The organism is Chroococcidiopsis sp. TS-821 (assembly GCF_002939305.1).
In the GTDB taxonomy this organism is placed as follows: domain Bacteria; phylum Cyanobacteriota; class Cyanobacteriia; order Cyanobacteriales; family Chroococcidiopsidaceae; genus Chroogloeocystis.
Genome location: NZ_MVDI01000008.1, coordinates 34,631 through 53,540, shown reverse-complemented (window position 1 = coordinate 53,540; position 18,910 = coordinate 34,631). Strand labels below are relative to the sequence as shown.

General features: G+C 43.9%; 19 protein-coding genes. 7 read left to right on the top strand and 12 right to left on the bottom strand.

Going from position 1 to position 18,910, the window contains the following annotated elements:
• Window positions 1-28: 28 nt before the first annotated feature.
• The 8 genes from B1A85_RS18005 to B1A85_RS17970 form a co-directional block, all read right to left on the bottom strand.
• On the bottom strand, window positions 29-508 hold the full coding sequence (locus tag B1A85_RS18005) for a hypothetical protein (RefSeq protein WP_104548123.1): 480 nt from the start codon (window positions 506-508) through the stop codon (window positions 29-31).
• Window positions 509-556: 48 nt separating this feature from the next.
• A complete protein-coding gene (locus B1A85_RS18000) occupies window positions 557-1,318 on the bottom strand; it encodes an alpha/beta fold hydrolase (RefSeq protein ID WP_104548122.1) in 762 nt (253 codons plus the stop codon).
• A gap of 72 nt (window positions 1,319-1,390) precedes the next feature.
• Window positions 1,391-1,840, bottom strand: a complete 450-nt coding sequence (locus B1A85_RS17995) for a DUF3574 domain-containing protein (protein ID WP_104548121.1) — start codon at window positions 1,838-1,840, stop codon at window positions 1,391-1,393.
• 216 nt (window positions 1,841-2,056) lie between these two features.
• Window positions 2,057-3,076 (bottom strand): calcium-binding protein, encoded by a 1,020-nt coding sequence (locus tag B1A85_RS25815; RefSeq protein WP_104548120.1) that lies wholly within the window; start codon window positions 3,074-3,076, stop codon window positions 2,057-2,059.
• A 112-nt stretch (window positions 3,077-3,188) separates the two neighbouring features.
• Window positions 3,189-4,694, bottom strand: a complete 1,506-nt coding sequence (locus B1A85_RS23685; RefSeq protein WP_146087197.1) for a calcium-binding protein — start codon at window positions 4,692-4,694, stop codon at window positions 3,189-3,191.
• 205 nt (window positions 4,695-4,899) lie between these two features.
• Window positions 4,900-5,658 (bottom strand): hypothetical protein, encoded by a 759-nt coding sequence (locus B1A85_RS17975; RefSeq protein WP_104548117.1) that lies wholly within the window; start codon window positions 5,656-5,658, stop codon window positions 4,900-4,902.
• A 127-nt stretch (window positions 5,659-5,785) separates the two neighbouring features.
• Window positions 5,786-6,292 (bottom strand): hypothetical protein, encoded by a 507-nt coding sequence (locus B1A85_RS23680; protein WP_146087196.1) that lies wholly within the window; start codon window positions 6,290-6,292, stop codon window positions 5,786-5,788.
• Window positions 6,293-6,687: 395 nt separating this feature from the next.
• Complete coding sequence (locus B1A85_RS17970) at window positions 6,688-7,440, bottom strand: DUF2993 domain-containing protein (protein WP_210404556.1); 753 nt, start codon at window positions 7,438-7,440, stop codon at window positions 6,688-6,690.
• Between the two features lie 116 nt (window positions 7,441-7,556).
• Here B1A85_RS17970 and B1A85_RS17965 point away from each other — a divergent pair, with 116 nt between their 5' ends.
• The gene (locus B1A85_RS17965) at window positions 7,557-8,330 is read left to right on the top strand and encodes a pseudouridine synthase (RefSeq protein ID WP_104548116.1); all 774 of its coding nucleotides are present in this window, start codon (window positions 7,557-7,559) and stop codon (window positions 8,328-8,330) included.
• 3 nt (window positions 8,331-8,333) lie between these two features.
• Window positions 8,334-9,119 (top strand): RodZ domain-containing protein, encoded by a 786-nt coding sequence (locus B1A85_RS17960; RefSeq protein ID WP_104548115.1) that lies wholly within the window; start codon window positions 8,334-8,336, stop codon window positions 9,117-9,119.
• Window positions 9,120-9,236: 117 nt separating this feature from the next.
• Here the strand turns inward: B1A85_RS17960 and malQ are convergent, their stop codons facing one another.
• Window positions 9,237-10,748 carry a 4-alpha-glucanotransferase gene (gene malQ / locus B1A85_RS17955; protein ID WP_104548114.1) on the bottom strand — a complete coding sequence of 504 codons (1,512 nt, stop codon included), beginning with the start codon at window positions 10,746-10,748 and terminating at the stop codon, window positions 9,237-9,239.
• Between the two features lie 272 nt (window positions 10,749-11,020).
• On the opposite strand from malQ, the gene B1A85_RS17950 reads away from it, so the two are divergent.
• Complete coding sequence (locus tag B1A85_RS17950; protein WP_104548113.1) at window positions 11,021-11,452, top strand: NUDIX hydrolase; 432 nt, start codon at window positions 11,021-11,023, stop codon at window positions 11,450-11,452.
• Between the two features lie 13 nt (window positions 11,453-11,465).
• Entirely contained in the window at window positions 11,466-11,858 is a 393-nt protein-coding gene (locus B1A85_RS17945) for a RidA family protein (protein WP_104548112.1), read from the top strand.
• 105 nt (window positions 11,859-11,963) lie between these two features.
• On the opposite strand, the gene B1A85_RS17940 is transcribed toward B1A85_RS17945, so the two are convergent.
• Together B1A85_RS17940 and B1A85_RS17935 are read right to left on the bottom strand one after the other, a co-directional pair.
• Entirely contained in the window at window positions 11,964-13,637 is a 1,674-nt protein-coding gene (locus tag B1A85_RS17940) for a sodium:solute symporter family protein (protein WP_104548111.1), read from the bottom strand.
• Between the two features lie 6 nt (window positions 13,638-13,643).
• A complete protein-coding gene (locus tag B1A85_RS17935; protein ID WP_104548110.1) occupies window positions 13,644-13,898 on the bottom strand; it encodes a DUF4212 domain-containing protein in 255 nt (84 codons plus the stop codon).
• Between the two features lie 375 nt (window positions 13,899-14,273).
• On the opposite strand from B1A85_RS17935, the gene B1A85_RS17930 reads away from it, so the two are divergent.
• Window positions 14,274-15,692 carry an ATP-dependent DNA helicase RecQ gene (locus tag B1A85_RS17930; RefSeq protein WP_104548109.1) on the top strand — a complete coding sequence of 473 codons (1,419 nt, stop codon included), beginning with the start codon at window positions 14,274-14,276 and terminating at the stop codon, window positions 15,690-15,692.
• A gap of 8 nt (window positions 15,693-15,700) precedes the next feature.
• On the opposite strand, the gene pheS is transcribed toward B1A85_RS17930, so the two are convergent.
• Window positions 15,701-16,702, bottom strand: a complete 1,002-nt coding sequence (pheS, locus tag B1A85_RS17925; RefSeq protein WP_104548108.1) for a phenylalanine--tRNA ligase subunit alpha — start codon at window positions 16,700-16,702, stop codon at window positions 15,701-15,703.
• A 243-nt stretch (window positions 16,703-16,945) separates the two neighbouring features.
• Here pheS and surE point away from each other — a divergent pair, with 243 nt between their 5' ends.
• Both surE and B1A85_RS17915 read left to right on the top strand, forming a co-directional pair.
• Window positions 16,946-17,752 (top strand): 5'/3'-nucleotidase SurE, encoded by an 807-nt coding sequence (gene surE, locus B1A85_RS17920; RefSeq protein ID WP_104548107.1) that lies wholly within the window; start codon window positions 16,946-16,948, stop codon window positions 17,750-17,752.
• Between the two features lie 92 nt (window positions 17,753-17,844).
• Window positions 17,845-18,858 (top strand): bifunctional riboflavin kinase/FAD synthetase, encoded by a 1,014-nt coding sequence (locus tag B1A85_RS17915; RefSeq protein ID WP_104548106.1) that lies wholly within the window; start codon window positions 17,845-17,847, stop codon window positions 18,856-18,858.
• Window positions 18,859-18,910 lie beyond the last annotated feature (52 nt).

Here is an 18,910-nt window from a genome sequence, read left to right as displayed (position 1 = left end):
TGGAATTCAGCGATCGCTAAGACATTACCTAAACTGCGATGGGTTGAATTGGCTGTCCTAAAATTTGCTCAATCTTCTCTGGTTGCATTGTCTGTAAATATTGAGTTTCAAATCCTGGTGGCAAAAACTCAAACAAGATGCGATTCTCCACCCAAAACTCAATCAAACTAAAGATACTGTCTTCTTGGTTGCGAACCAAAACGCGCCACCCTTCCCGTTGTCCAATCTGCTCAATCTGCTGTCCAGTTGCAGGAACCGAAATTGCAGCATGAATAGCTACCAAATCAGTAGATACGGATGGCTGCAACTGGGCTGGTTTGATATCAGTACCTGGAGTCCACACAGTTCCATAAGGAAACACTACGATACCAGTGCCATAGCTGTCAAAAGGCATGACATTGTAACTACCAGGATAGAAAAATTGATACGCTTTACCCTGCCAAATTTCTGCTAAAACGTTAGCAACACGCAATGGATCGTAAGCGTCGATCGAGATATGGTGAATCATAAAAGTAACTCCATGCAATAGTTAAAGATTGAATTGGCGATCGCTTCCTCAGTAAAAGTACGATTGTTCGTTGCTCATTAATACTGAAGCTAAAAGGTCAGGATGCGACAAATGCGGGCAATGTCCAGATGCTAGCTCAATTGCATCAACTCCTAAGCGCTGGCGTGCAGCGTAGCGCGACCATGTAGAAGATATAATCCGGTCATTGGTACAAACAATATATTTACGCTCAACTTTTGGTAAAGCTGTAAGAGGATTTGTTTCAAAAATATAGGCTAGCGATTGTTGCGAACGACTTTTTGCGATCGCCCACTGTGCTACATCCGGTTGACAATCAGAATAGAAGAATTCCTTCAATACTGCTGCGTCTGAAAAATCTTTCCCTACAGAAGCAGGTTCAAAAATATCAGGTTCTGAGTGAAACTGTTCGAGTATACTTGGGTCTTTTGGCTGATAATTGAATGATTTGAGGGTTTCAGAATCAAGATGACGCGAAAATCGATCGAGTGTACTGACTCCAGGATGCGGAATTAGCGCAGCTATAAATATGAGTTGACGCACGTTTATTGCTTCGGCGACAAGCGGAATTACTGTACCAGCCATTGAGTGACCGACTAAGACAATATCATCGTCAATTTCTGGTAGCGATTGAATAACCGTATCCGCAAATTCGGATAAGGTAGTCGATGCATTGTCAATTGGCAAATCCATTGCTACAGTTTTGTGACCCTGTGCTTGTAAGAAGGGAATTAATAAATCCCAACACCAAGCCCCTTGGAAAGCACCGTGAACGAGACAAAAAAGACTCATATTAATAATTAAATCTTTTGGTAACTGGTCATTAGTAATTGTAAAAAGTATCTATTTACCCATTACCTAATTTCAAAAGCCAACTCGTACTGGCACACTCGTCACCCGCAAAACTGATTCTTGTTGAAACTGCGTCTTGTAAAGGCTAATAATTTCCTCAATTGCGCGTCTTTTTGCTGGGCTATTCGGATAAATCAAAATCAAGATCTTTGTTGGTTCTCGAACGATTGTTCCGTTGCTTCCGCGAAATTGTCCACTTGCATCAACTACTGTCAATCCATCAGGAAAACGTGGTGTAACAACATTGCGTAAAAATCTTTGAAATTGTTCTTCAGAGACAATGCCACCAGGGCGAGATCTGCCAAAATATAACTCATCTTGCAGCAGAATATTGGTGCGGCTCAAGCTATCTACTGGTGCTTCGGGAATTTGGGCGCGGGCTGCGGGTAATGAAGCAACCGAGCCTGTAAACAGCAGACTAGTAATAAAAAGAGCGCCAAAACTTTTTCGTAAAGCGAGCATAGTATATTTCCTTAAGTATAGTTAAATTCAGATCTTGCACCATTTTTATCTGTTACCCGATTGCTCGCCCTGCACTATAAAGTACGGGCTAACAGCTATCTGATAAATCCGACTGAATCAGCTTTCCAGTCCACTTAAAGTGGGCTTGAGTTATCAGCCTAGGAATTGATTCCCAGGCGGGCTTTATGGCTAACTGAAAATGCTGCAAGATTTCAGTTAAATCACAACAATGTCTACAGCACTAAGAGTTGGGATTCCAACAAGCGTTGCAATTTGCACTTGAAGCGCTGCACCTGTACCATCAGAGTCAAAAAACAGCGCTCCATTGTTGTTGTAGATAAATCGGTCATTAGCATCAGCCGCAGAGGAACCTAAGCGGAATTGACTGGCACTAATGACACCAGAAGTTAGCCCACCGCCAAAACCAGCAGCAGAAACCTGAATAGAATCATCCGCAGCGACGAAGTCTGTAATCAAATCAATTCCTTCATTCGCAGCATTGAAACGAAAGCGGTCTGCACCTGTACCTCCGAGTAGGCGATCGCTCCCAGATCCTCCAATTAAGAGGTCATTACCGTCTCCTCCAGAGAGAATATCATTGCCACTTCCTCCATTAAGCGAGTCGTTACCTCCTAACCCACTAAGGATGACGTTGATAGTTCGAGATGTCATATTGTTGTTGAGTTCATTCCCCGTACCAATAAGTCCAGGTTCAAACTTGAGTACCAAGTTCTCTACATTGTCAGGCAGCGTAAAACTGTCATCCGACTCGACAGTATCAATGCCACCATTGGCAGCCTCAACGATTGTGTCAACATTATTGCGCTCAAAGACATCATAGAGGTCATTGCCCGCGCCGCCTATAAGGCTGTCAACACCAAAAACACCACTAAGAGTGTCATTACCTGCACCGCCAAAGAGTGAATCATCGCCATCTCCCCCACGAAGTGAGTCATTGCCATTACCTCCGTTGAGGAGATTACTAAGAACATTAATCCCAATATCGCTGCCGAAAAGAGAGTCATTTCCCGCTCCACCGTCAAGGAAGTCAGTTCCCGCGCTTCCATTGAGGATGTCGTTACCCGCTCCACCCGACAGAAAGTCATCGCCGAGATCGCCAATTAATTCATCATTGCCAGCAAAACCAAAGATATCGTCGTTTCCGGTTGTTCCTACAAGGTCATTTCCGCCAAAAAGGTTGTTGTCATCGCCGTTAGTACCAAAGATAGTTGCCATGTTTTCCTTGCTTGGTAATTGGTAAAAGGTAACTGGTAATGGGTAGTTGCGATTCTTTTTCAGAGACACTTCGCGATCGCGCTCTTACCCACCACAAGCGCAAGCACCATCCTTAAGCGACAATCAGGATGTCTGCGGCACTGATATTAGGAGAGCCACCAGGAGTATTGCTAGGATTTAGGTCGGCAATAATGTTCCCCTCGGCATCGCCACCAACTAACACAGAGCCATTGCGGTTAAAACATAAGTTGCCTCTAACCGAGTTATAGGTAATCTTGGCATTGCTGGAGAACTGTTCAGAGAAGCTATCGACGACCTCAAACTCGGACGGATTCAAAGTACCGCCTGCACCACTAATGAGCGTGTCAAATGTAGTTTTGGATAAAACAATTTTGTCGCTACCCACACTAAAGTTTGTAATCGTATCTACACCAAGATCGTCAAATCTAAAGGCGTTGCCTGTACTGAAGAGGAATTGATCGTTACCAACACCGCCAATCAAGACATTATTGCCTTGACTACCTTTGAGGGTATCATTGCCAATTCCCCCGTTGAGCGTGTTATTAGCTCGGTTGCCGTCGATGAAGTTGTTAAGCTCATTACCTGTGCCATTAACAGCGTTAAAACCTTTAAGATCCAAGTTTTCTACGTTGGCTCCTAGCGTAAAGCTGCCGTCAGACTCAACAGTATCAATACCAGCCCCAGGATTCTCTATGACGGTATCGTTAAAGCCAGTAACTTCGTAAACATCATTGCCTAAACCGCCTCTCAGCGTATCAGAGCCTGATGAACCTGCATCAAGTTCGTCGTTACCACTACCACCAAAGAGGAGATCGTTGCCATTTCCACCACCAATATCAACAGAACCCAAGGTGAATTGAGACGCGTCAACGACAGTTCCATTATTACCGCCACGTAGTAACGCAGTTTCAATACTGTTCAACTGATCGACACCTTCACCCACTAAAGTAGTATTGGTCAAAGTGAGGTTAAAATCGCTGAACGCAGTAACTCGGTCAATGCCTGCGCCACCATTCAATGTGTCATTGCCAGCCTCGCCCTCTAAATTATCATTGCCATCGCCACCGTTGAGGAGATCGTCGCCAGCTTGACCATCAAGCAGATCGTTACCGACTCCACCATTGAGCGTGTCATTGCGAGTACCACCTCTTAGTTGATCGTTACCAGCTAAACCATTGAGAGTTACCGATCCGAGCGTGAATTCAAAGGCACTAATCGAGTTATTACCTTCACCTCCAGTGAGTGTTGCCGTTTCAATGTTGCTGAGCGTATCAGTTTCATTACCGACTCTTAAACTAGTGTTGTTCAGGCGGATAGTCGCATCACCCGACTCAGTAACTCGATCAATGCCCTCTCCACCATCGAGAATGTCACTGCCTAATCCACCCCTGAGAACGTCGTTACCTGTATTTCCTAGAAGAGTGTCGTTACCTGTGTTGCCGAACAAACTATCGTTGCCTGTATTGCCGATGAGAGCATCATTACCACCGCCACCATCAACGCGATCGCTGCCTGCAAGTGCATCAATAATGTCGTTAGCTGCATCTGCAACGATGACATCGTTTCCGTTAGTTGGATTTCCTGAAATAATCGCCATAGTTTTATCCTTTCTTTTTTGAGTTTGTATGTCCGCGTTGGCTAGTGTTTCATGCAGTTAACCGTTACAGCCGACGCTATTAGGCTCAGCACAAATCCACCTGCAACTTGCTTCTGGAGCAGCGCTGGTATAAAAGTATTGGCTGAATGAATCTTTGATTAGCGATCGCTAAATAGAAGCTTTAAAGGTTTAGCAGCGTGTCAAGTTATACGCGATCAGGAGTAGGAGAAAGCCAATCTTGAACGGGGTGAAACTGCGCATAGATCAACATTTCATTTAGCCAAGCTGTGAAGAGATCGAAGACATTATTCACAACATCTAATGCTTGTTGCCTCATTTCCAAACTTAAGGGAATAGATGCGAGTTGAAACTCGTTATTGTCATCTCTAACAGCATGTCCCGTTTCAACAGTAAGATGAAACTTGCCAAAGTAAATATATTCTTGTTGCGTGATGCTTTGTAACTCCTGGACAACTTGTGTAGTGTAGCTAAATAAAATATTGCCTGTGGCTTCAATAGCTTCAATCGCTGCCATTTTGACAATGGGATCGGCATTTAGTGTATATGCAGAGAGTTGATAGGATAATTGCCGAGTCATGCAAGTATCTTTGCCCCAGAGAAATCGTAAGGTATCTACAAAGCTTTGAGGACGGTCAAATCCCAGCACTTGCAAATCTCGCAGGAACCAATGCCAATGATGGTCATCTTCATAAGTATGCTCATTGATTGCGTTCTGAACTAGATCAAAGTTGCTAGTCTCATCACGAAATACATATTTATTGAGATCCCCAAAACTCATGATGAAATGGGCGATACAAGGAGAAAATCCTAGTCGTTGTAACGGAGAAATACTGCTGTCTTGCATGAATTGAAATAGGGGCGCTTGAGCAAACTCTGCTTTTTTGGTTTCAATGCAATCCAAAACATCTTGAAAGGATGCGAATTCAATCGTAGGAGGAATCATATTTACTCTTAGTTTCAAGTAATGGATTTACAAAATCGTCAATATTTTTTTAGGAAATAAATAAATGTCGTGTAACTTTTTTATTTCCCTGTGTTTATGCGTCAAAAGCAATTTGATGTGAATGCGCTCACTTGAAGAACGAGTAATAACTGTAAATTCCACTATGTGGTGCTAAGCTGCAAAAAAGTCCATAAATATTCCTTTTAGCAACTCTCGCCGTACTCATAGATGACATTCCTTGAGTACTCGTGCTCGTACTCTGACTACTTGCACCACCGTTATTTGACCAGTAACCTGAAAGAGTGCAAGTCACTGTCTGATTGTTGTAATTTTTAAGGACATAAACAGTTGTATAAGGTCCAGTCGTAGTGCCTTCATCGTCTCCTGGAACTCCTCGCACAATGGGACAAGCTACATAAGCATATGAAGTACTAGAGTTGTAGACGTAATTTGCCCCGCGAACCAGCTTTGGAAGATCGGTAGAAGTTGAGTGCTGACACATACTACCTGGGAATGCTTTATATGAATCTGCCATTGCTGGACTAGTAGCAATTGCTGTCGTTGACATTAAAGTTACTGTTAGTGCGACGATCGCTTTTGTCCTTTTAGAAATGTTTTCCAAAAAAATAGTCATATTGCCGTGGATAGTTGTGGGTTTAAATATACGTGCTAGCTATTGCGCGATCGCTCCAGCACAAATCCACCTACAGCGTGCCTGTACAAGCAGCCGGAATGAAGTTATGCAAACCAAATGAATGTCAAGTTGCAGTGTAGTAGAATTGTGCAACTATCTAAGAGCGATCGCCAGCTAAACTTGCTGACACTATCTAGCTTAGGAAAACCTATGACGATTGGCAGTAGGAAAAGATCGGATCAAATGTCGGAAATGATCGGATCGTTGCTTAACTTTTGGGAATGGGTAATAGGTAATGGGTAATAGAAAAGCACTTCTTCTGTTAGCATTTAGCCCAAAAAAGTTAATAGCCAATAGCTAATCGCTATTTAATGACCAATTAGCAATGACCAATTTTAAGGAAGAACATTGATGCGACCGCAACACAGTAGTTGACCTGAATTTAAAGTCAGTTTTTCAATCGCAACCTCTGAACCAAGATCGATTTGATAATCGTCGATCTCTTGTAGTCCCAAATGCGAATGGATTTGCAGTTTTTTTAGTGCTAATTCTTGACTACTAACTAATCCTAGTCGTGCGTCAAGCATCAGTGGCGTTTTGCGATCGCTGTGAATTGTACCGTGAATTGTGAGGCGATCGCTTTCTAAAATGACTTGCTCCCAAGCTACTGTTTCATTTGTAATACTGTTTTCTGGTAGAAACGTTTTGAGTAATGTCGTCAGTGCTTCTGCTAGGAGTGGTGATTTGAGTGAAGCATTCAGATCCGATTGAGCTAGGATTGCTTCGCCAAAAACTGGTACAGGTTCGAGTAGTCGTAAGGGCTGTCCTCGTAGAACTCCACCTAAATTAGTCCGAATATCTTTACCTTGAAGTTGAAGATTTGTCAAGTATAATCCTTGATAAACGGCATTTTGGGCTGATATTGCTACGTGAGGAATATAACCTGTAAGGATTTGGCGATCGCTTCCTGAAATTTGAACATCAAGATGCGCAACTTGCTGAACTTGCGATCGCAACCACAGCCGCACCGCTGGCGACAACACCTTGGAAATTATGCGACTTTGTTTAGAATGGTTGTCTGAAGTCATGCCCTCGGTTGTCGGTGTATCGCTATGTTCCGCTTCTACTTCTGTCTTTTGACTCCCCACGTTTTTGCCCCTAGCTCTTATGATTGAACTCGTAGTGATTCTTTAATATTTGTACACAATCTGCTACATGAAATGACAAAATTTTGTATGGGCAGAACACATTAATTTTTTTTATCATGGAGGAAAGAATTCAAAAAATTCTCTCCCAGTGGGGTGTTGCGTCACGGCGACAAGCAGAAGAGATGATTCGGCTGGGACGGGTGCGGTGTAATGGAAAAGTCATTGAGTTAGGACAAAAAGCCGATCCCCAGGTAGATGAAATCACAGTTGACGGAAAGCTGATTCAACTGCGATCGCGTCCGCAACCAGTTTATCTCTTACTTAACAAACCTGCTGGAGTTATATCCACTCGTCACGATCCCCAAGGGCGTCGCACTGTTATGGATCTCTTGCCACTAGAATTACGGGTCGGTCAAGGCATTCACCCTGTTGGACGCCTAGATGCGGATTCTACGGGAGCGTTGCTTCTCACTAATGATGGCAACTTAACACTCGCACTGACGCACCCTAGGCACAACATAAAAAAAACTTATCGGGTTTGGGTAGAAGGTCATCCGCCACTCTTTGTACTACAGCAATGGCGTCGTGGTGTGGAGTTAGATGGTCGCAAAACTCGACCAGCACGTGTCAGGATACTCGCTCAAAATGCTACTCATACTTGTTTAGAGGTGATTTTACAAGAGGGGAGGAATCGACAAATACGACGTATTGCTCAGCAATTAGGACATCCCGTACATCAGTTACAGCGTACGGCGATTGGCTTGATTCAATTACAGCCGCCGCCTTTATCTGAAGGTTGCTATCGTCCATTACAAGATTTTGAACTGCGTTTTTTGCGCGATCAAATAGACCGCATGCGCATTCAGGAATCAAGTGCAATCCAGGAGTAACAAATGATTAAGTGGTGTAGGAAGCAAAAAATTAAAGTTGAACCGTCGCTAGAACAACAAGGCGCCGAGAAGTTATTGGAAATTGGTGCGCAATTATATCAAGCGCGCCAAGCCCAAGCTTTATCCTTAGAAAGAGTCGCGATGCAAACAATGATTCCACGGCGTCTACTCAAGGCAATTGAAGCAGGAAATCTAGAAGAACTCCCCGAACCAATTTACATTCAAAGTTATATCAAGCAATATGCAGATGCGCTTGGTTTAGATGGAACTGATTTAGCTCGCAACTTCCCTATTGAGGATCGGCAACTACAGTTGAAGCCTACGCAGCGAATCTTACCTGCAGCACAATTACGACCCATTCATCTTTATTTATTATATTTATTTGTTGTTTTTTGGGCTGTCAATGCTTTGTCGCATACATTGAGCCGCAATCAATTGCAAGATAGTAGTTTTCAACGCGTACAGCAGATCTTGCCTACTCAGACGCGATCGCCACAATCAGATATCCAACCTGTTAGTAGTGCGAATCACGATAGTAAACCCGTAAAAGTTAGCGTCACGCTCAAAGCTCAATCGTGGTTGCGGGTTACGGCTGATGGTAAAACAGCGTTTGAAGGAACTCTTCCTCAAGGAACCCAACGCACTTGGGAAGCTAAAGAAGAACTCACCCTCACAACAGAAAATGCTGGCGGCGTCTTAGTGCAGTTTAACCAAGAAAAAGCTCAGCAGATTGGCAATCCTGGTCAAACGCAGGAAGTCACTTTTGCAGCAGCAAATCAGCGACTTTGAATTATTGATAGGTCAGGATATTTAGAGCAGAGGGTGCAGAGGAGTAGAGGAGTAAGGGAGAAATACTGTATAAACTTCTGTTTCACTAGCTACTAGCCCCTTACTCACCCCTCACTCCTACTCTTTTTTTACAGGAGCGCGACCGTATAGTTCTGTTAAAGATTTGAGGCGATCGCTCAACTCTGAAGTGAGACTGTCTGCATGATACCGCCATTCCCAGTTACCTTCGGGTTTACTGGGATAATTCATGCGTGCTTCTGTCGGTAAGCCTAATAAGTCCTGGAGTGGAACAAGTGCTTGATTGGCTACCGAACTGAGTGCTAAGCGAATGAGATCCCAGTGAATACCATCAGAACTAAGACAACCCAAGTAACGCAGTAGTCTTTCTTTTTCGTATTCAGAAGCACTATTAAACCAACCTACTGTTGTATCATTATCGTGCGTTCCTGTATAGACGACGCAGTTGCGTGGAAAGTTAAATGGTAAAAAAGGATTGCCAGCATCTGAACCAAAGGCAAACTGCAAAATCTTCATTCCAGGAAATTCAAAGCGATCGCGCAGCGCCTCAACTTCAGGTGTAATGACGCCTAAATCTTCTGCTAGCACTGGAAGCTTACCCAACTGTTCGTTAATGGCTTGAAATAACGCTTCGCCTGGAGCTTCGATCCACTCTCCATTGATCGCAGTAGTTTCTCCTTGTTCTACCGCCCAGTAAGCTTGAAATCCGCGAAAGTGGTCAATGCGAATAATGTCAACGTAATCGAGGATTGCTTGAAAACGCTGCACCCACCATTTGAAGTTTAGTTGCTGTAACTTCTCCCAGTTGTAGACAGGATTGCCCCACAATTGCCCTGTTTCACTAAAATAATCGGGAGGAACTCCTGCCATTAAAGCTGGCTCGCCTGTTTCCTCGTCTAAGCAAAAGATTTCTGGATTTGCCCAGACATCAGCACTGTCATGCGCTACATAAATTGGGATATCACCTATAATGGCGATCCCCTGCTCGTTAGCATAATGTTTTAGCTCCTGCCACTGGCGGAAAAACTCAAACTGTACAAATTTGTGGTAGAAAATTTCTGCTTCTAGTTCTTGGCGCGATCGCGCTAAAGCTTCGGGATGACGGCGCGCGATTTCTGGTTTCCATTGATACCAACTCACACCCTCATTTGTATCTTTTAGCGCCATGAATAATGCATAGTCGTCTAACCAATACGCCTTATCTGCACAAAAATGCTGAAATTCTTGTTGCTGTTGCGGTGTTGCGTTGGCTTGGAAATTTGCACAAGCTTTCTTGAGTAGAGGAAGCTTAGTTTGTATAACTCGGTCAAAATCAACTTTGCTGCCGGGAAACTCTGGTAAATTAGCAAAGTCAGCGGATGTTAATAACCCTTGTTTTTCTAATCTTTCTGGGCTAATTAATAGGGGATTACCCGCCATTGCTGAGTAAGAGGCGTAAGGAGAGTTACCATAACCTGTAGGTCCAAGTGGTAAAACCTGCCACAACTGTTGAGCACTTTGCACTAAAAAATCAATAAAGGAATAAGCAGATTCGCCAAGATCGCCAATACCAAATTTACTAGGGAAGGATGTCGGGTGTAACAGAATACCACTGGCTCTGGGAAAAGGCATATTTAAAAGCTGTATGAGGCGGTCGCAATGAATTTATCATGCCAAACCATTGCGTAAAACCTATCTACAGTTAGGCAATAGTAAAGAAACGTTATTTTGGATCGTAAGTAGTAATATTTTTATACGTAGCTTAAAACATGTTAAGTTTTTATTTTGTCCTCTGAGGGATATTCGTTTTGTTATATGTAAATTTTCCAATTTTAGGGTGAAATGATACCTTATTCCAAAGTTTCAGAAAAAAACAAAGTATTTGTCTGCAAAAAATTGTATTGATGAACTATCGAAATCCTGTCCCTACAGTTGATATTATTATCGAGTTAGTAGATAAACCGCATCGCCCAATTATCTTAATTGAACGTCTCAATCCACCCGTAGGATGGGCATTGCCTGGCGGTTTTGTTGACTATGGAGAAGCGGTAGAAACCGCAGCCTTGCGAGAAGCTGAAGAAGAAATTGGTTTACAAGTAGAACTCATTGAACAATTTCAGGTTTATTCCGATCCACAGCGCGATCCGCGTCAGCATACGCTAAGTGTCGTCTTTTTAGCAACTGCTGCGGGGGAACCACAAGCTGGAGACGATGCTAAAAATTTGGGAATTTTTGAATCATGGCGCATTCCACGAAATCTTTGCTTTGACCACGATCGCATTTTGCGCGATTATTGGCATTACCGCCATTACGGTATCCGACCTCGTTTGTCTTAATCATAAACCTCAAATGACGCGAAAAGTTATTCGGACAGATGCTGCACCTGCACCCGTAGGACCCTATAATCAAGCGATCGCGGCAAGTGGTCAAATGATTTTTGTTGCTGGTCAAATCCCGCTTCATCCTCAGTCAAATGCGATCGTGGGTGAAGATGTTGCACAGCAGACTACACAAGTCATGGCAAATGTCAAGGCAATTTTAGAAGCTGCTGGCGCAACGTTTCAAGATGTCGTCAAAACGACTGTATTTCTATCAGATATGAATAATTTTGCAGCAATGAATGCCGCGTACAGCCAATATTTTGACGAGTCTACAGCGCCAGCACGTGCGTGCGTTGAGGTGTCGCGCTTACCGAAAGATGTATTGGTAGAAATTGAGTGTATCGCGGTGATTTCGAGTTGATGGGTAATGGGTAATAGAGATAAAAATAGAGGCATTGCCTAGTGGAGTGTGCGAGTGTAGGAGTGATTTGATTATTGTTCTTTATTACCCAACTACCCAACTATCCTAATGTACGGCTTTGGGGGGTAACTCTCCTGATGGCGATCGCAAGTCTTCTACCATTTCTTGTACCGCGAGTGGTGGTGGTGGTGTCAGACGCGAAACAACCAGGGTGACGATAAAGTTAATAATCATCCCCAAAGTACCGATCCCTTCAGCAGAAACGCCAAAAAACCAAGGGGTCATACCAGTGAATTTAACACCGATAATATAAACAATAGTAAAGAGTAAGCCAGCGATCATGCCAGCGATCGCACCTTCACGGTTTGTGCGCTTATCAAAAATACCGAGAATAATCACTGGGAAAAAGCTAGCAGCAGCTAAACCAAAAGCAAAAGCAACCACCTGCGCAACAAATCCCGGGGGATTAATGCCAAAGTAACCTGCTAACGCAACAGCAAGCCCTACCATAATTCGCCCAACAAAGACGCGTTGTTTTTCTGTAGCGTCGGGTTTGAGAATGCGATAGTAAATGTCGTGCGCGACTGAACTTGAAATCACCAAAAGTAACCCCGACGCGGTGGATAACGCTGCTGCGAGTCCTCCTGCTGCTACAATCGCAATCACCCAAGGCGCGAGTTGAGCAACTTCTGGGGTAGAAAGCACAATGATATCAGGATCAATGGTAATTTCGTTAGTTGCCGGATCTGGTGTTAACTCTAAACGTCCGTTGTTATTTCTATCTTCAAACGTCAGTAATTGCGTTCTTTCCCATTTATTTGCCCAATCAAGCTGACGAACTTCCTCGATAGTTTGATTGTGTAAAGAGTCGATCAGGTTATATCTTGCAAAAGTTGCCAATGCAGGAGCGCTAGTGTATAACAAGGCGATAAATAGTAATGCCCAACCTGCCGAATAACGCGCAGCGCGAACATCAGGAACCGTGTAGAAACGGACAATCACGTGAGGTAATCCAGCAGTTCCCACCATCAAGGCAATTGTAATGAATAAAACGTCTAACTGCGTTTTATTGGCAAATGGCTGCGTGTATTCCTGAAAACCTAGATCGAGTTGAACTTGGTTCAAATTAGCAACGATATCGCTAAATGTAAAAGCAAGTTGTGGAATTGGGTTTCCTGTTAGTAAAAGCGCGATCGCCGATGCTGGAATCAAGAATGCAATAATTAATATACAGTATTGGGCAACTTGCGTCCAGGTAATGCCTTTCATTCCGCCTAAGACTGAGAAAAAGGCGACAATCACCATCCCGATAATGACCCCTGTCGCGATATCTACCTGTAAAAAGCGGCTGAAGACAATACCCACACCGCGCATTTGTCCAGCAACATAGGTAAGCGATACGAATAAAGCAGCAATTACTGCAACTAAACGAGCAATGTTGGAATAATAGCGATCGCCCACAAAATCCGGTACAGTATACTTGCCAAACTTGCGCAGGTATGGCGCTAAAAGCAACGCTAATAATACGTAACCGCCAGTCCAACCCATTAAATAAATTGAACCGTCGTAGCCCAAAAACGAAATTAACCCCGCCATCGAAATAAACGAAGCCGCAGACATCCAATCGGCTGCTGTTGCTGCGCCGTTAGCAATTGAAGGAACACCTTGACCAGCAACGTAAAAACCCGAACTATCTCGCACGCGCGATCGCCAGCCAATATACAGATATAACGCGAACGTCAGGGCAACAAATCCAATCGTCCAAAGTTCAACTGACATATCCCCTCACTTTCTAATTCCGTATTTGCGATCGAGGCGATCCATTTGAACCGCGTAGACAAAAATCAGCACAACAAACGTTAAAATTGAGCCTTGCTGTGCCATCCAAAAACCGAGGGGAACTCGACCAAGTTGTACTGCGTTGAGTGGTTCAACGAGTAAGATACTGAAAATGAGCGATACTAGCGCCCAGACAATTAAAAGATTTCTGATTAAAGCTGTGTTAGCCCGCCAGTAAGCTTGGCTTCGGTCTTTATCCATATTTTTTCAAAAAACATTCACATGTACGAACGCAACTTTGATAAATCATATTGATATAGGTATCAATACTCTTATCGTTTTAAATATGTTGCGAGCAAGACAAAATATTGTATCAGTTGGATTAAGAGAAAGGAATTTTGTTAAGTTAGTAGGTTTCCTGTGTTACTAGACACTTAACAGAAGGTGCAGGGGCGCAAAAGGAGAAACGACCTTAAATCAGTCTTGGAGTTAGGCTAATCAACGCTAATGTGTATGTCCACCCTTGTGGACTTGGTTTGTTAGGCTGCGACCTCAGGCGCCGAGCGAATTGCGATCGCATTTGCGTTAATCTCTGGGAAAACTTAAGGTAAATGATGAGTTCCTACTCGGTTGCTGATGAATTCAAACGCGATCGCCGCTCATACGCTACGAGATACCTTACAGAAAGTTTGGGGATATTCAGAATTTCGCCACCCCCAAGAAGAAATTATCTGTAGTTTACTATCACAGCAAGACACCCTGATCGTTATGCCTACAGGCGGGGGAAAATCGATTTGCTTTCAACTTCCAGCATTACTTCAGCCTGGGTTAACGCTGGTGGTGTCACCGTTAGTCGCTTTGATGGAAAATCAAGTCAAAGAATTACGCGATCGCTATGTACCTGCTGCGCTATTACACAGTGAACTGCCGACACATCAACGAAAACAAATCTTACAGCAAATAGAACGACAGCAGCTAAAGTTGTTGTATCTTTCACCCGAAACGCTTTTTAGCGCACCCGTATGGGAACGCTTGCGTCAACCGCAATTACAAATCAACAGCTTAATTCTTGACGAAGCGCATTGTTTAGTACAGTGGGGAGATACGTTTCGACCAGCATACCGCCGTTTGGGAACAGTACGCCCGGCACTGCTACAATCAAAACCCAAAGGAACAAAAATTGCGATCGCCGCCTTTACCGCTACCGCCGATCCAATAACCCAAACTACGATTCAACAAGTTTTACAACTCCAACAGCCACAAGTTTTTCGCCAAAATCCTTATCGTCCAAATCTCCATCTCCAAGTGCAAACGGTATGGACACCACGCGGACGAAAACAAAAGTTATTAAAATTTCTTCAAACCAAGCCTCAACAAGCTGGATTAATCTACGTCCGCACGCGTAGAGATAGCGAAGGTCTAGCCGCCTGGTTAAATCAACAAGGTTACACTACTGCTGCATACCACGCAGGCTTAAGTGCAGAAGAACGCCGAGAAATTGAGGCTGAATGGTTAAGCGGTAAAATTCCCTTTGTGATTTGCACCTCAGCGTTTGGTATGGGGATTAATAAACCTGATGTCCGTTGGGTCATTCATTTTCACGCACCACTACTACTATCTGAATATATACAAGAGATTGGACGCGCAGGGCGTGATGGTAAACCTAGCATCGCGTTAACACTTGTCAGCGAACCGACAGGATGGCTAGATCCCCAAGATAAACAGCGTCAAGAGTTTTTCGCGCAAAAACTACGGTCGCAATACAACCAAGCCCAACAGCTAGCCAAAAAACTGCCTAAAAAAGGAGAAATTCCGCGAGATTATGAAAGTGCGATCGCGCTATCACTTTTGCACAGCACAGGTCAACTTGAATGGCAAGACCCTTTCCATTACATTATTCATCAACCACGCCTACAATCATCAACAAAACTCAATACTGACAATCTAATTAATAAATATCTCAATAGCCGTTCGTGTCGCTGGCGGTTTCTTTTAAGTGCCTTTGGCTTCAACCAACCAGAATTTAACTGCAAACATTGCGATCGCTGTTATTAGTTTGCGATTTAAAACTGCTGTAAAAAGCGCAAGTCACTGTTGTAGAAACGCCGAATATCATCAATTTCGTGCAATACCATCGCCAATCTTTCTACGCCCATTCCTGCCGCGAATCCGGTATAAACTTCAGGATCGTAACCTACGGCTTTTAGCACGTTAGGGTCAACCATACCACAGCCCATGACTTCTAACCAGCGACCTTTCCATTGCACGTCTACTTCAGCTGAAGGTTCGGTGAAGGGGAAATAACTAGCGCGGAAGCGAATTGGCGAATCGCCGAATAATTCTTGCAAAAATACTTTAACTGTGCCTTTGAGATCGGTAAAAGTTAAACCTTCGTCGACTGCTAAAATTTCAATTTGATGAAATACTGCAGCGTGGGTAGCATCGACAGTATCGCGACGATAGCAACGTCCTGGAATTGCGACGCGCACTGGCGGATCGTTGTCTTCCATGTAGTGAATTTGGACGTTGGAGGTATGCGTCCGTAGTAGATTTCCATCAGGAAGAAATAAGGTATCCTGCATATCACGCGCAGGGTGATCTGGTTGGAAATTGAGTGCTTCAAAGTTATAGTAATCTGTCTCCATCTCTGGTCCTTGAGCTACGGTGTAGCCTAGACCAACAAAGATATCCAGCACGCGGTCCATTGTACTGTGCAGCGGATGAACGCGACCCAGTGGGCGGTAAACGCCAGGCATTGTGACATCAATGGTTTCCGCTTCTAATTGCGCTTGAATCGCCGCTGCTTGTAACTTTTGACGCTGGTTTTCGATTTCCGCTTGCAGGGCTTCTTTGACAGTGTTGGCGATCGCCCCAATTTGCGGACGTTCTTCAGCACTCAATTGCCCCATACTGCGCAATAATCCTGATAACTGACCCTTTTTACCGAGGTAAGCTACACGCAGTTCCTCTAAACGATCCAAGGAATCAGCAGCAGCGATCGCGCTTATGCCTTCTTGTCGTAAACTTTCCAGTTGAGCCTTTAAAGTGCTAGGCTGATTGCTCATGCTTGTCGTATTCAACAGTAATTCTCTGAAAGCCAGCTATTCAAATCAATATAAGTGTATCGTATCAGTTTAAAAGCGAGTAGGAGTAAGTGACTAGTGGCTATTGATATAGTGATTAGCTTTGAGTTGAAGACGTAAGAGTTGTAAGTCAACGCTCATTATTTATTCTCCCTTGCTTTTTGCGTCCTCTGCATCCTCTGCTTCTTCAACTCTCTGACCTCTGAGCTCCAACCCCTGACTTCTATGAAACTACTTATTTGTAACGACGATGGTATTTACGCGCTAGGGATTCGGACTCTAGCCGATACTTTAGCAGCAGCCGGACACGACGTTGCGGTTGTTTGTCCAGATCGCGAGCGATCGGCAACTGGGCATGGATTAACATTACATCAACCGATTCGTGCAGAACTTGTCGAGTCTGTATTTCATCCTAGTATTAAAGCTTGGGCTTGTTCGGGAACGCCTGCTGACTGCGTTAAACTCGCATTGTGGGCCTTACTGGATAGTCCACCAGATTTTGTGCTTTCTGGTATCAATCAGGGAGCAAATTTAGGGACTGACATTCTTTATTCTGGTACCGTCTCGGCGGCTATGGAGGGAATCGTTGAAGGTATTCCTAGCGTAGCGCTGTCACTCACAAGTTTTACTTCTAAGGAGTTTCACCCTGCTGCGACGTTTGCGATTCACTTACTCGAACAGTTGACAAGTCACCCTTTACCTGAAGTCATGTTACTCAATGTAAATATTCCGGCTGTCGAGTTAGCAGAAATTGCCGGAGTAAAAGTCACGCGTCAGGGAATCCGTCGCTACGTTGATGTTTTTGAAAAGCGTGTCGATCCTCGCGGTAAAACTTATTACTGGTTAGCCGGAGAGTTGCTTGAAGATGTCACGCCTGCTAAACAGGGTTTAAATTTACCTCAAGACATTCCAACAGATGTTGAGGCGATTCGCCATAACTTCATCACTATTACACCTCTACACTACAACTTGACATATCTCGACGCGCTGCATGCGTTGTCTGAATGGAAATTTGACCAAAAGAAAGACTAAAGTTGAAAATCGTAGAAAAACTTCTCTAACCTCTGACCCCTAACTCCCGATCAATCTGTTACCATTGACCTATTTATGTCAAAATGTAAAGCGTGTGGGTTACTTCCTCTCTAACTAATGCTTTGACACCGACTGCGATCGCCCTAGGAAACTTTGATGGCATTCACCTTGGGCATCAAGAAGTGATTCGTCCAATTTTGTATCGGCTCAAAAATCAGGAAGAGGTTAAAAGCCTACTATCTTACCCCTTATCGGTTCCTGCGGACACGCAAACGCCAATATCTAGTGTCGCTTGTCCTGAACGCGCCTATAGTACTGTCGTTACTTTTCATCCGCACCCGCAAGAGTTTTTTACAGGAAAAAAGCGATCGCTGCTGACACCTTTAGAGGAAAAAGTTCAGCAACTTCAGGCTTTGGGTGTCGAACAACTCATCCGAATTCCGTTTACATGGGAGTTAGCTTCTTTAAGTCCGCAAGACTTTGTCGAAAAAATTCTGATTCAACAGTTGTGCTGTCAAGCAATCAGTGTCGGCGAGAACTTTTGTTTTGGCAAGCAGCGTAGTGGTACGGCAAAAGATTTGCAAGCGATCGCGGCGAGCTTTGACATTCCAGTAACGATTGTTCCTATTTATACGCGAGGAGGCGATCGCATTAGTAGTTCAGCGATTCGTCAAGCCCTCGAACACGGCGATTTGCAACGCGCTCAAGAATTATTAGGACGCCCCTACACTCTGACAGGAACTGTTGTCAAAGGACAACAATTAGGAAGAACAATTGGTTTTCCGACTGCTAATGTCGCCGTCCCACCCGAAAAATTTCTTCCAGCGAATGGCGTTTACGCTGTTCGGGTGTTTGTTCAAGACATAGGTAACTATCAGGGCGTGATGAATATTGGTATTCGTCCTACAGTCAGCGGTACGCATCCATCTGTAGAAGTATATTTATTTGACTGGTCGGGAGATTTATACGGTCAAACGTTAACTGTTCAGCTAGAAAAATTCTTACGTCCAGAACAGAAATTTGCTTCATTAGACGAATTAAAAGCCCAAATTCAACTTGACTGTACTGCTGCAAAAGAGGCTTTACAAGGGAACAATAAAAAATGAACTTGCCAAGTGTTCTCAATCTGTAACACTTCACGGCTTATTTAAAAAACCA

Bases quoted from the DNA above. Each gene is read 5' to 3' on its own strand.
- B1A85_RS18005 (WP_104548123.1), bottom strand. From the start codon at position 508: ATGATTCACCATATCTCGATCGACGCTTACGATCCATTGCGTGTTGCT.
- B1A85_RS18000 (WP_104548122.1), bottom strand. From the start codon at position 1,318: ATGAGTCTTTTTTGTCTCGTTCACGGTGCTTTCCAAGGGGCTTGGTGT.
- B1A85_RS17995 (WP_104548121.1), bottom strand. From the start codon at position 1,840: ATGCTCGCTTTACGAAAAAGTTTTGGCGCTCTTTTTATTACTAGTCTG.
- B1A85_RS25815 (WP_104548120.1), bottom strand. From the start codon at position 3,076: ATGGCAACTATCTTTGGTACTAACGGCGATGACAACAACCTTTTTGGC.
- B1A85_RS23685 (WP_146087197.1), bottom strand. From the start codon at position 4,694: ATGGCGATTATTTCAGGAAATCCAACTAACGGAAACGATGTCATCGTT.
- B1A85_RS17975 (WP_104548117.1), bottom strand. From the start codon at position 5,658: ATGATTCCTCCTACGATTGAATTCGCATCCTTTCAAGATGTTTTGGAT.
- B1A85_RS23680 (WP_146087196.1), bottom strand. From the start codon at position 6,292: ATGACTATTTTTTTGGAAAACATTTCTAAAAGGACAAAAGCGATCGTC.
- B1A85_RS17965 (WP_104548116.1), top strand. From the start codon at position 7,557: ATGGAGGAAAGAATTCAAAAAATTCTCTCCCAGTGGGGTGTTGCGTCA.
- B1A85_RS17960 (WP_104548115.1), top strand. From the start codon at position 8,334: ATGATTAAGTGGTGTAGGAAGCAAAAAATTAAAGTTGAACCGTCGCTA.
- malQ (WP_104548114.1), bottom strand. From the start codon at position 10,748: ATGCCTTTTCCCAGAGCCAGTGGTATTCTGTTACACCCGACATCCTTC.
- B1A85_RS17950 (WP_104548113.1), top strand. From the start codon at position 11,021: ATGAACTATCGAAATCCTGTCCCTACAGTTGATATTATTATCGAGTTA.
- B1A85_RS17945 (WP_104548112.1), top strand. From the start codon at position 11,466: ATGACGCGAAAAGTTATTCGGACAGATGCTGCACCTGCACCCGTAGGA.
- B1A85_RS17940 (WP_104548111.1), bottom strand. From the start codon at position 13,637: ATGTCAGTTGAACTTTGGACGATTGGATTTGTTGCCCTGACGTTCGCG.
- B1A85_RS17935 (WP_104548110.1), bottom strand. From the start codon at position 13,898: ATGGATAAAGACCGAAGCCAAGCTTACTGGCGGGCTAACACAGCTTTA.
- B1A85_RS17930 (WP_104548109.1), top strand. From the start codon at position 14,274: ATGAATTCAAACGCGATCGCCGCTCATACGCTACGAGATACCTTACAG.
- pheS (WP_104548108.1), bottom strand. From the start codon at position 16,702: ATGAGCAATCAGCCTAGCACTTTAAAGGCTCAACTGGAAAGTTTACGA.
- surE (WP_104548107.1), top strand. From the start codon at position 16,946: ATGAAACTACTTATTTGTAACGACGATGGTATTTACGCGCTAGGGATT.